At 52.7% G+C, this 12,125-nt stretch carries 8 protein-coding genes; 4 read left to right on the top strand and 4 right to left on the bottom strand.

Annotated features, from left to right (window positions below):
- Window positions 1-152: 152 nt before the first annotated feature.
- Together AYK82_RS15250 and AYK82_RS15245 are read right to left on the bottom strand one after the other, a co-directional pair.
- Window positions 153-2,081, bottom strand: a complete 1,929-nt coding sequence (locus AYK82_RS15250) for an adenylate/guanylate cyclase domain-containing protein (protein ID WP_068317944.1) — start codon at window positions 2,079-2,081, stop codon at window positions 153-155.
- Between the two features lie 93 nt (window positions 2,082-2,174).
- Complete coding sequence (locus AYK82_RS15245) at window positions 2,175-3,770, bottom strand: SulP family inorganic anion transporter (RefSeq protein WP_068317941.1); 1,596 nt, start codon at window positions 3,768-3,770, stop codon at window positions 2,175-2,177.
- A 401-nt stretch (window positions 3,771-4,171) separates the two neighbouring features.
- On the opposite strand from AYK82_RS15245, the gene AYK82_RS15240 reads away from it, so the two are divergent.
- Together AYK82_RS15240 and AYK82_RS15235 are read left to right on the top strand one after the other, a co-directional pair.
- Complete coding sequence (locus tag AYK82_RS15240) at window positions 4,172-5,389, top strand: aminotransferase (RefSeq protein ID WP_068317936.1); 1,218 nt, start codon at window positions 4,172-4,174, stop codon at window positions 5,387-5,389.
- A gap of 63 nt (window positions 5,390-5,452) precedes the next feature.
- Window positions 5,453-6,484 (top strand): asparaginase, encoded by a 1,032-nt coding sequence (locus tag AYK82_RS15235; protein ID WP_068317935.1) that lies wholly within the window; start codon window positions 5,453-5,455, stop codon window positions 6,482-6,484.
- Between the two features lie 59 nt (window positions 6,485-6,543).
- On the opposite strand, the gene meaB is transcribed toward AYK82_RS15235, so the two are convergent.
- Together meaB and AYK82_RS15225 are read right to left on the bottom strand one after the other, a co-directional pair.
- Entirely contained in the window at window positions 6,544-7,545 is a 1,002-nt protein-coding gene (gene meaB, locus AYK82_RS15230) for a methylmalonyl Co-A mutase-associated GTPase MeaB (RefSeq protein WP_068317930.1), read from the bottom strand.
- A gap of 136 nt (window positions 7,546-7,681) precedes the next feature.
- Window positions 7,682-8,002, bottom strand: a complete 321-nt coding sequence (locus AYK82_RS15225) for a heavy metal-binding domain-containing protein (protein WP_068317924.1) — start codon at window positions 8,000-8,002, stop codon at window positions 7,682-7,684.
- Window positions 8,003-8,190: 188 nt separating this feature from the next.
- Here AYK82_RS15225 and AYK82_RS15220 point away from each other — a divergent pair, with 188 nt between their 5' ends.
- The gene (locus tag AYK82_RS15220) at window positions 8,191-10,662 is read left to right on the top strand and encodes a S8 family serine peptidase (protein WP_068317921.1); all 2,472 of its coding nucleotides are present in this window, start codon (window positions 8,191-8,193) and stop codon (window positions 10,660-10,662) included.
- An 88-nt stretch (window positions 10,663-10,750) separates the two neighbouring features.
- Window positions 10,751-11,509, top strand: coding sequence for a glycosyltransferase family 25 protein (locus AYK82_RS15215; RefSeq protein ID WP_068317915.1), 759 nt, complete (start codon window positions 10,751-10,753; stop codon window positions 11,507-11,509).
- Window positions 11,510-12,125: the final 616 nt, after the last annotated feature.

The following is a 12,125-nucleotide window of genomic DNA, read 5'->3' as shown; positions in this document are numbered from 1 at the left end:
GCGCAGTATCAACAAGTAACCCACTGCCAAGCTGCCCCTCTCCAGAACTGACGCTTAAGGCGTCATGCAGCCGGGTACAGGTGCCGCCCCTTGCAACAACGCAAACCAACCAAGCGGGCGGCACTTAACATACTTGGAAGCAAAACAAGCGCTTAGCTTTTAGATTTCGATCTTTTGCTATCAAGGGAATAGATCAGGGTTTCACCGCTTTTCCCTTTAAGCGGAAAATGCCCAAGCCGGGTGCATTGGTAGCGCGCCCCTATCATATCGCGTAGCTCGCCAGAAATAAGAATGCAAACCTCGGCATCCCCTAGGAGCTCTTTGCCCATGCTCTCAAGCCGGGCCGCGGTGTTTACTGTATCACCAATCACGGTGTAATTAATCCGCTCTGAGGTGCCGATATCGCCCACCACCAGTGGCCCCACATGCAGGCCAATACGCACCCGTACAGGCTTCAGGCCTTGTGTGAGCCGCGCCGTGTTATCCGCCTTGATCTTGGCACGAATGGCAAGGGCCGCATCCGCCGCAGGCACAGCCGGACGTTGCATCGCTTCCGGCGCCCCCCAAAACGCCATCAAGGCATCGCCTATGAACTTGTCGATGGTGCCGTTACGTTTGCTAACCTCGGCGCCGATGAGCTCCAGATGCTCGTTGATAAACAAGGCGGTCTCTTGTGCATTCATCTGTTCGCTGAGGCTGGTAAAGCCGACAATATCGGTAAACATCACCGCCAAGACCCGCTCCTCAGAGGCTGCGGCCACCCGGTTTTCGCGTAGCAGTCGCGTAACCAAGGCCACCGGAACGTAGCGGCTGAAGGCCTTCAAACCGCCAAGCATGCGATTAAATGCATGGGTCAACTGGTTCATCTCTTGAATGCTGGAGCGATCAAGTGGTCGTACTTCGCGAATATCAAGCTCGCCAACCCGCGTTACCGCCAAGGCTGCCCGTCGCACAGGGGCCGACAGACGAATGGCTACCACCGCCGCCGCGACCAGCGCCAACAAAAGCAGTGCAAGCGCCGTAAGCCCCGTCCGGATGAGAGACTCGCGCCCCTCACTCAGCTGGTCAAGGGGCACCGTCCACGCCACTTTCACATGCAGATCTTTGACGTAGCTCTGCACTCCGCCAAGGATCAAGATAAAATCGCGGTCATTGTAGTTCACAACATCCGCGGAGTAGGGCGCATCCAGCATCTGGGAATAATGCGCGTCGCGCTCCCCCTTCTGCAACACCTCATGCAAATGCAGCAGCAAAGGGTCTTCCCCTCCGCTGGCTTTACTATGCTCAGGCAAGCCCGCCGCCATCAGCTGGTTGTTCTTATCCAGCAAAAAAACGAGCATATCGGGGGTGGAGAGATCCTGCATCAACGCGGACATGCGGCCAATGGACAACCAGAAAATCAACAGGTGTCCGGGTTTGGCGCCGCTGTTGATCGGATAATAATAGCGAATGAACCGGCGCTCAGGCGGCAAAGACAGGTCCGGCCCCTGCCAGAACGGGGTTTCTCCTTGCTGCAAAATCTTGAGCGCCTGCGAATATTCGCGGGATTCCCAAGTATAAAAGCTTCGCGTGCGTACGGCTGCCGCCTCAGTCTTGTGGGCCGTCGCGTCTTCGTCCTGCGAAATTTCAAAGACACGCCCACCAAACGCAACGATCGACAGCCGCTGTAAGTAACTGGTGGCAGAAGTCATGCCGAACCCGTAGGCATCCAGCTCTTCCTGCGTATCAATGACAAGCGATCCATCAAGATAGCCTCGTGCTGCGTAGGCGGCTTGATGCTCTATGCCGGTCACTGCATAGCGGATGTCCCGCTCCATCTGCGCCATGCGCGTTGTGGCCAGCAGGCCGAGGCTCTTCTCCAAGTTGACACGGGCGCTGTACCAGTTCAGCGCGAAAAACGCCGCCCCCACCAACAGCACCAAGGCGCAACTGCTTAGAGATAGCAAAATGGTCAGACTATACGCGCGTGCTCCCATGATCCCTGCAAGTGTTCCTGCCAGTTGCTCAACAAGGCACCAGCATACACGCAGGCGGTTAATAGGCTTTGGTACCACAGGATCTATAAGCCCTTTGATGTCCACTGGACAATTCTACGAGTAACAAAAGGGCTGGGCTGCAAACGGAAAAAGGAGGCGCGCTGCGCCTCCTTTTACAGTGTCCCCCGCTAAAAAGCCCTAGGCTTTTTGCGGTTGTGGTACATCGATCTCACCGTGGTAATCCACCGCGACACCATAGCTTGGGTCTTCCAGTACAGAAACCTCGACCATACGTCCGGCGCGCTTGAGCAGGCGCTTACAATCCGGCGTCAGGTGCCGCAAGTGCAAGGTTTTCCCTTGTGCTTCATAGCGGGTCGCCAATGCGTCGATGGCCTCAAGCGCAGAATGATCCACCACCCGTGAATTGATAAAGTCGACGATCACGTCATTTGGATCCCCAAGCGGATCGAAAATCTCTTGGAAGCCAGAGGCCGAACCGAAGAACAGCGGCCCTTCCAGCTTGTAGATTTTCTGCCCCTCGGAGTTCACTGTTGTTTGTGCCGCGATGCGTTTGGAAGCGTTCCATGCATAGGCCAGCGCAGAAACAATCACACCGACCACCACAGCAACGGCCAAATCCGAATACACAGTCACGCCGGTGACCAAGGCAATCACGATGGCATCGGTTTTCGGAATTTTGTGCAGGATCTTGAAGGTGTTCCAAGCAAACGTGCCTACAACCACCATAAACATCACCCCAACCAGCGCCGCCAGCGGGATTTGCTCAATCAAGGGCGATGCAAACAGAATGAAGATCAGCAGGAACAGCGCCGCACAGGTCCCGGCGATACGGGTGCGACCACCGGACTTCACGTTGATCATCGACTGGCCAATCATCGCACAACCGCCCATGCCACCAAAGAAGCCGGTGACGATGTTTGCCGCGCCTTGTGCCAAGCACTCTTTAGAAGCACCGCCCCGTTTGCCAGTCATTTCGCTCACAAGGTTGAGCGTCAACAGGCTTTCGATCAGGCCAATTGCCGCTAAGATCAAGGCGTACGGGAAAATGATCTGCAAGGTTTCAAGGCTCAGCGGCACCATTGGTATGTGAAATTGAGGCAAGCCACCGGCAATGGATGCCATATCACCAACAGTGTTCACTTCCAGACCAAGGCCAATCACCACACCGGACACCACCAGAATGCCAGCCAGCGGCGCCGGTACGATATTAGTGATCTTCGGCAGGCCCCACACCACCAGCATGGTCAACCCCACAAGGCCAAGCATCAGCGCCATGTCGTAGCCTTGTAGCCACATCATGTCGCCCGAAACCGGATCTGGTGTTTTAAACTGGGTCAACTGGGCAAGGAAAATCACGATCGCCAGCCCGTTTACAAAGCCCAGCATCACCGGGTGCGGCACCATGCGGATAAATTTGCCCCAGCGCAGCACGCCAAAGGCGACCTGCAAAATGCCCATAAGCACGACCGTGGCGAACAGATACTCCACCCCATGGGTGACCACGAGCGACACCATGACCACTGCCAGTGCGCCGGTTGCCCCGGAGATCATCCCCGGCCGGCCGCCAAACAATGCGGTGATCAAGCCAACAATAAAGGCTGCGTAGAGGCCAACAAGTGGATGTACATGAGCCACAAAGGCAAAAGCCACAGCTTCCGGAACCAAGGCCAGTGCCACGGTCAGCCCTGACAAAATTTCCGTTTTAAGCGAGCTGAGTGAATAGGGGGAGGATGAGGATGGCGCAGGCGCCTCGCCGGAAGAATGCAACGGCATCTCCTTTTGTTTTTCAAATTTCGTTGTTTGCAGGGCTATCGCAGTTTCTTAAAGGCTCTATGAAACCCAAGCAAAGGTTTTGCAAAGAACAAGGCCATCCCACGAAAGCATTCTCGCCCTTATAGGCAAAACCGGATGCGATGGAAACGTTTTAAACTGAATTTTCTAGTGCTGCTGTGTCATGGAGCGGGGCGGCTAGCGTGAAGATGCAGCTAACCGGTTGCCGTGCAGAGCGTATTTTCGAACAAAGCGGCAGCTACTTGGTACAGGACCTAACGATCTTTTCCCATATATACAGTGGAAAATCGAGGAATATACGTAGACGCGTCGTCGCTCATCATCATGCTGCCAAAATAGCTAGCGTTAGCTGCAGCACCAAAATTAATTCGCGGAGTGCCTTTATGAAGCCGACCAATCCTCTGTTCACCGGCATTAAGACGACTATTTTTGAGCATATGTCTGTGCTGGCGCGTGAGCACTCTGCTATCAATCTAGGGCAGGGGTTTCCAGATGCCGACGGGCCGACTGAAATGCTTGAGGCGGCGGGAAAAAAGCTGGCAAGTGGTCCGAACCAGTATCCCCCAATGCTCGGCGTGCCAGAGCTGCGCGCAGCGGTGGCTGCACACAACAAGCGCTTTTATGATCTAGATGTTGATCCGGCAAGCGAAGTGCTTGTTACCTCTGGGGCAACCGAAGCCTTGGCCGATAGCTTGATGGCGCTGGTGGAGCCGGGCGATGAGGTGATCCTTATCGAACCGCTATATGATTGCTACCTGCCGCTGGTGCAGCGCGCCGGTGGCATTCCGCGCCGTGTGCGCCTTTCTGCGCCTGATTGGCAGTTGGATTTGCAGGCGCTGGCCGAGGCGTTTAACGAAAACACCAAGGCTATCCTCATCAACAACCCAATGAATCCCGTTGGCAAAGTCTTCAGCCAAACAGAACTTAACGTTCTTTCACAGCTGATTGTTGAGAATGATTGCTACGCGATCTGTGATGAGGTTTACGAACATATTACCTTTGACGGGCACCGCCATATACCACTGATGAGCCTACCGGGCATGCGAGATCGCACCGTGCGTATTGGCTCCGCTGGGAAAACCTTTTCAATGACCGGCTGGAAGGTGGGTTACATCACGGCCGCTCCGCACTTGCTGGACCCTATCGCCAAAGCGCACCAGTTTGTTACTTTCACCACCCCGCCGCATTTACAAGCCGCCGTTGCACACGGCCTGCAAATGCCCTCGGAGTACTTTACTAAACTGGCACAGGACCTGAGCGAAAAGCGTGACCTGCTCGCCGCAGGGCTTACAAAGCTTGGCTTTTCCCTCTCCCCGTGTGATGGCACATATTTCCTCACCTGTGATGTGCGCCCGCTTGGGCTGGTGGCAGAACAAGCGGAAGCTAACGAAGCATCAGATGTGGCCCTATGCGAAAAAATGGTGAAAGAAGCAGGCGTTGCCGCTGTGCCGCTCTCTGCTTTTTATGTGTCTGATGCGCCCTCCAGCCACATTCGCTTTTGTATTTGTAAGTCAAAACCACTATTAGAAGAAGCGTTGGAGCGTTTGTCGGCATGGCCAGCCCTGCGATCGCTTAAAACGCTACAAGAAAACGAAACATAAAAAACACCTTTACCTGAGGGGTGCAGGGAAACCTTGCTCCCGCTAATACTTTGGAATACCAGCATGTCTAACCCTGTCCTAGTTGAAGTCATCCGCGGCAACTCTGTTGAAAGCCGGCACCGCGGAGCAATTGCTATTGTCGATGAAACCGGTGCTACCGTGCACGCTATCGGCGATGTCAGCGCATCTGTGTTTCCCCGCTCTGCCGTAAAAGCACTGCAGGCAATCCCCCTAATCGAGAGCGGTGCAGCCGAGGCGCTAGATTTTGACGAAGCTGAGCTGGCACTGGCTTGTTCCTCCCACAATGGCGAACAAATTCACGCCAATACCGCCCGTGGGATGTTGCGCAAAGCCGGGCTAGACGAAAGTGCGCTCCTTTGTGGTGTGCAATGGCCCAAGCATATGCAGGATCAGTTCGAACTCGTTAAAACCGACCAAAGCCCATGCCCGCTGCACAACAACTGCTCAGGCAAGCATGCGGGTTTTTTGGCCATGGCAAAAACGCTCGGCATCCCAACGGAAAACTACGTTGACTATGACCACCCCGTTCAGCGAGAGCTGCGCCAGGTGGTTGAGGAGATGACCGGCGGTATTCTAGGCCACGACAATTGCGGCTTGGACGGATGCTCTATCCCCACCTACGCGATTGAGCTGCAAAAAACAGCGCATGCCTTTGCCAAGTTCGGCACTGGTGCGGGGCTGGCGCCGCTGCGGGCCGAGGCGTGTGAACAACTCTACGAGGCCTGCGTTAACGAGCCTTACATGGTTGCAGGGCGAGACCGTTTCTGCACCAGTGTTATGGATCTATTCAAAGGTCGTGCTTTCCTGAAAACCGGTGCTGAAGGCGTGTTCTGCGCTTCTTTGCCGGAGCTGGGCTTTGGCGTGGCGCTAAAGTGCGATGATGGCGGCACCCGTGGGGCCGAGGCCATGATGGCCGGGGTGCTCGCTGGCCTGCTGAAGCTGGACAACAAAGAGCACAACGGCCTGAAGCCGTGGCTCAGCCAGCCACTGCATAATTTCAGCAAACGCCATGTGGGGGATGTGCGCGTGGTGGATGATGTTATGCGTCAGCTCCAAGCGCCGAAAGATTTGTAATCCGCACCGTCTGGCTTGCGAAGTGCAACAGCTGAGTGGCGCGGCACGAATGCTGGCCCTCAGTTGCCATGAAACGCGGCGAGCAGCTTTGAAACTGCCGCCGTGGCTGGCAAGGTGCCGCTGCGCACTGCTTGCATGATCTGCGGCAGTTCTTGCGAAACCGCCTCCGCCTCTTGGAAACTGTTGCGCAGATGCGCCTCGATCATCTCCCACATCCAGTCCACTTGCTGGTTTTGGCGTCGCCTTGCAAAGGCACCGCTTTCCTGCATTGCAGCTTTATAATCCAGCGCAAGCCGCCACAGCCTGTCCAGGTCCTCGCCCGTCAGCCCTGACATCGTGGTGACCGGCACCCGCCAACGCTGCGAACGGGGTGCCATCATGCTCAGTGCTGCCTTGTAGGCGCTTGCCGCCGATCGCGCCCGAGCAGCTCCCTCGCCATCGGCTTTGTTGACAGCGATAAGATCGGCAACTTCAAGTACGCCTTTTTTGATACCTTGCAACTCATCCCCCGCTCCCGGCAACATCATCACCAAGAAGCAATCGACCATTTGCGCCACGGTGGTTTCAGATTGTCCAATGCCAACGGTTTCTACCAGAATGACATCAAAGCCCACCGCTTCGCATAGCAGCATCGTTTCGCGTGTTTTGCTCGCAACGCCTCCAAGCGTGCCCGCTGAAGGAGAGGGGCGAATATAGGCATTGTCGTCATAGGCCAGCTTGGCCATGCGCGTTTTATCGCCCAATATAGCGCCGCCAGAGCGGGTGGAGGAGGGGTCCACGGCAAGCACCGCCACCTTGTGCCCTGCTTTGGTGAGCATGGAGCCTAGATTGTCAATTGTGGTTGATTTGCCAACTCCGGGAACTCCGGTAATGCCCACGCGAAACGCCTTGCCTGTGTGCGGCATAAGCTGTGAAAGCAGCGCTTCGGCTTGGCGGCGATGGTCGGCGCGCTTTGATTCAACAAGGGTGATTGCACGGGCCAATGCCGCGCGTTTCCCCGTTAGCAGGTCGTCGGTAAGCTGCGCGCTTACGCGATCAAGTTGCGTTGGTGTTATCGCCATCTTCGCCTATTTCCAATAAGTTGCAGGGGGCGACTTTAAAGCAAAACCTGCAACTTGCCTATTTACCGAAACAGACTAGAGGCCGCCGAAGCGCAGCGACATCGCCTCACCGCAACCTATAACCGCGCTGCGGGGCTTAGCGATAAACAACCGCTGTTCCAGCAGCCGTCACCATCAGCATGGAACCACCTTGGCCCACCGTCTCATAGTCAAGGTCAACACCAACCACCGCATTAGCGCCCAAATACTGCGCTTTAGCTTGCATCTCTGACAAAGCAATCCCGCGGGCTTTTTCCAGCTCCTGCTCATAGGCTCCAGAGCGCCCGCCGACAATATCACGAATACTGGCAAATAAATCTTTGAAAACATTGGCCCCAAGAATCGCCTCGCCGACAACAAGGCCCTTGTATTCAGTAATTTGCTTTCCCTCTAAATTATCCGTGGTCGTAACAAGCATCTAACGTTTCTCCATTTTTCTGTGCTGTTGCAATGTCGAGATTACGCTCGTGTTTTTCAAGAGTATCTCGAAATAGATGTGGATATTCAGCTTTACACAACCTAAAGTTGAAAGTCTTATTGTTTCTTTAACCACAATCTTAAATTGTATTGCCTAATATACTTAGTTAGAATTCAGGGGCTATTGTTATGTCGCGCTCACTTTCACTCCATCGGCTATCCGCCATTCTTCTCGTTTGCACAGCCCTCACCGCGTGTGGCGGAGGAGGCGGTGGCGGTGGCGGTGGCGGTGGTTATAGCCCGCCACCCGCTGGCGGTGGTGGTGGTGGCGGCGCTCCGGCTCCGGCTCCGGCCCCAGCTCCTGCCCCAGCTCCGGCCGGTGTTGGTGACCTCGCAAATGACCATTATATTGCGACAACGGCGGCGGTTGACGCAGTTAAGCTGATTAATGCCAGAAACCTTGCTGAGTATCAGAAAGTTGGTCGTAGTAACAATGCAACCAACCCATATTATCATGCAAATATACATTACGCACATGCACTAGGGCTCTATGGGCGAGGCGTTAGAATTGCTGTAATTGACAGTGGTTTTGTGCAATCACATCAGGAAATTCAGGGAAAGAGTGTACTAGCAGGCGGTAACACGAATGTCGCTGATCCTAATCGAATGGATAAGTTACAACACGGTACTGGTGTCGCAGCAGCTGCAGCTGGAAAAAAAGACGGCAAGGGCATGATGGGGGTCGCGCCTGAGGCGAGCCTGACGTTGATAACCAATGTGGAAGGATACACAAAAGCTGTTGAACGAGCGATCGACTCAGGTGCAACGGTACAAACCAACTCTTGGGGTTGGGTACAAAACGTGACGGGAGATGAAAAAACCCACGATGATGTTGTTGCGAACCGATTGCTGGGAAACTCTGCTGAAGTGGCAATTGAAAATGTGCTTGGTTGGGGAAGTAGAGGTGCGACAGTCAGGGATTATGTATTTGAACAAATTCGATTTGGCCTGCAGGGCGTTACCCTGTTTGCTCATAGTAACAATGAAGCGCTACCAAGCGCGGACATCAACACCAGTCTGCCTCTGTTTTTCCCACTACTGGAAGACAACTGGATAACGGTTGCAAATGCCTCTCCAACACTTTATGTGCCAGCAAGTGGCATCTACTATCAGAGATCGGTAGTAGATGCAGGTACCACACTACGACGCCATTCGAGCAAATGTTGGGAAACTGCCAGATACTGTATCACCGCCAATGGCAATATCACCACAGCAAAAATCGATAGGCTGACTGGAACCGCAGATAATGATTATGCCGGTACGGGCGGAACATCACATGCCACGCCGCAAGTTGCTGGCGCAATCGCAATCCTAGCGCAGGCTTTCCCCCGCCTACAGCCTTCTGAGTGGATAGACCGCATTTTAGCATCTGCAAACAATAACTTTAAGAACTTTGTCAAACAAGGCTCGGTGAACTTTGGCGATGGTATCACGCATGCTTACAGTGAAGAATTTGGTCACGGCTTTATGGACCTAAAAGCAGCACTGTTGCCCATCGGTAAGCTAGCTTTGGTTAAATCAGAAAGCGCGGTTCATGGCAGAGTGCCCGTTGCAGAAGCAACATTATCCGCACCCGCGGCGTTGTCAGGAACTATAAAAACACAGCTAAAATCTACCAACGTGGCGTTGTTTGACGCTTTGGGCACTGACTTTTATGTGGGCGCCGACACCCTAATTCAAGAAGAAGTAAAGCAATCAACTGCGGACGGGTTAACTAATCTTCTAAAGGCAACAGCCAGACCGCAATCGGAGAGTCTCGGTTTCCAATCGCTGTCTTTTTCCAGTCAAATAGCTGCCCCCTCTGTTCCGGGAATGAGCCTTGGTGCAGGCAGTGCTGCGGAGATTTCCGCATCTATGGGCTTTACAGCCAATCAAAGCCCAATCTCTAACGCACCTGACAGTTTGCTTAGCTTTGCCAGCAATGGCCTTGGCGCAGGCCTAAACTACAAGATGGAAAATGGTTCTTTTGCGGCGTTTTCCCTCATCGACACCACAGAACAAAATCAAGAGCGTTTTGCATTAGGCTTCAGTCGGTCCTTTGATTTTCCTGAGGCCGGGCGCATGAGTTTTTCCGCTGCGGCATTGCGAGAGCAAGGCTCATACTTTGGATTATCGCAGGAAAACGGTGAAGATTTTTCTGGTACATCGGGTGTTTTAGCGGCCGGATACTCATTGCCAGTCGGTGGTTTGGAGTTCTCCGCAGGTGTTCAGATTGGTATGACGACAGGTCAAGGCAATTTTTTCCTTACGCCGCAAGGCACGACGGTTTCGTCATCCTACCAGATTGCCCTTGCAAAAAGTGAGGTTTTTGCAAAAGGCGACAAGCTAACCTTCTCGCTAATGCAACCTTTGTATATCGAAAGTGGTCAAGCGAAATTGAAGCTTGCAAGCGGCAGGACCATAGACGGTGAAGTGCTCTTCAAAGAGATTGATCTGTCTTTGAAGCCAGAGGCGCGGCAATTCGATGTTGGTTTCGACTATGCAACACAACTGTCAGAAAACACCAACATGCGCCTTGGCGGCCATGTGAGCTTTAACGAAGGCTACCAAAGCGGCAAAACCGGCGCGACCGCCATGGCCGCGTTTGTGCATCGTTTTTGATGTTTACGCGCGAAGATTAGACCTGAGCCAACCATTGTGCTCCCAATTCTATAAGGTTACAACACCGGTATAAATTGGGGGCACGATTATGAAGATCAGGTACTTTGCTATTAATGTTGAGGCAAACACTCATCGCCGGGAAAGAATATTAGAGCAAGCTGCGCAGTTTGATATTCCCCTACAGATTCATAGGGCTATTACGCCAGCAACGCTGGATAAAGTTCCAAATACCTATCAACATAAAAAAGCAATTCGCCATTGGGGGCGGCGCTTAATGCCGACAGAATTAGCATGTGGGCTTTCGCACCTACAGTTGTGGCGCAATCTGTTGGAAGATCAAGAAGCAGATGCCTACGTTATTCTAGAAGATGATCTGGAAATTAAAACAGATATTAAAGCCATTATAGCGCAATGCCCTCTTGAAAAGACGGGTTTCATTAAATTAAGCGGTCAGCACCAACGCCCCATGCGCAAGCAGCAAGAACTATCTGGCGACTATGATCTCTACAAGTTAGCTTATGGCCCATTGGATGCTGGGTGCTACCTAGTGACAAAAGCAGCGGCGGAAAAGCTTGTGTGTTATTGTGCATCAATGCATATGGCGGTCGACGTGCTAATGGATAGATCTTACATACACGGCGCGGATGTTTTTGCAGTAATCCCTTATCCAACAAGAACAAGACAATGTCACGATCCTTCTAATCCTTTATACACGGATATTGGCTTGCGAAATTACAAGCATGAACCAGGGAAAAGTACTTTTGATAAGTATCGAACAAGGCTACTTCGATTGGTGTCAAGTGTTTTAAAACGCTATGCAGAATTGAAGCTTAAAATTGGATACTAGTATTCAGTCTAACTTAAACACTAGTGTTGGAGTTAGTTGCGTAGTCTTGGGGGAAAGTGTCAGAAATTTGTTCGTTCTAAACGATTGGATATTAAGGCCTTACCTACTGCAGTGCGAAGTATAAATTCTAATGCGCATACAAATGACAAATTAGTTTCACTCAGGCATTGCTGATATAATTCTTATGTATTGTATTTTCTATAATATTATTGTGTAATACAGTTTTAGTTGTATTTTATTGTGATGTTTTTTATTTCAGGGTTTTAAATGTGATCAAGTACCTTGCGATTAATGTGGAAAGCAACAAACCACGACGTGACCATATCCTTGCAGAGGCAAACCGTGTTGGGATCGATCTGAATCTATTCAATGCCATAACGCCAGAAACTAGCGGGCAGGTGAAACACGACTATGACCCTCAACGCACCACGCGCTGCTTTTGTATTGACCCAGTGCATTCCTGCTCATGCTACAGTGAGGAAAATGGTAGCGATGAGTGAGACATTGGAAGACGGTTTCAAGCGCTGGACAGCGAAGCGCAAATCGGCGCTTGTTATTGAGATCCTGCAGGGCAAGACGACGGTGGCCGAGGCTAGCCGTTCTTACGACCTGTCCC

Origin of the sequence: Polycladidibacter hongkongensis, from assembly GCF_001561995.1 — a bacterium.
Lineage (GTDB): Bacteria > Pseudomonadota > Alphaproteobacteria > Rhizobiales > Stappiaceae > Pseudovibrio > Pseudovibrio hongkongensis.
This window is presented reverse-complemented; position numbering and strand designations above follow the sequence as displayed.

What these genes read in the sequence shown, in the direction of transcription:
- AYK82_RS15245 (WP_068317941.1), bottom strand. Translation starts at nt 3,770, where the DNA reads ATGCCGTTGCATTCTTCCGGCGAGGCGCCTGCGCCATCCTCATCCTCC.
- AYK82_RS15220 (WP_068317921.1), top strand. Translation starts at nt 8,191, where the DNA reads ATGTCGCGCTCACTTTCACTCCATCGGCTATCCGCCATTCTTCTCGTT.
- AYK82_RS15215 (WP_068317915.1), top strand. Translation starts at nt 10,751, where the DNA reads ATGAAGATCAGGTACTTTGCTATTAATGTTGAGGCAAACACTCATCGC.
- AYK82_RS15240 (WP_068317936.1), top strand. Translation starts at nt 4,172, where the DNA reads ATGAAGCCGACCAATCCTCTGTTCACCGGCATTAAGACGACTATTTTT.
- AYK82_RS15235 (WP_068317935.1), top strand. Translation starts at nt 5,453, where the DNA reads ATGTCTAACCCTGTCCTAGTTGAAGTCATCCGCGGCAACTCTGTTGAA.
- meaB (WP_068317930.1), bottom strand. Translation starts at nt 7,545, where the DNA reads ATGGCGATAACACCAACGCAACTTGATCGCGTAAGCGCGCAGCTTACC.
- AYK82_RS15225 (WP_068317924.1), bottom strand. Translation starts at nt 8,002, where the DNA reads ATGCTTGTTACGACCACGGATAATTTAGAGGGAAAGCAAATTACTGAA.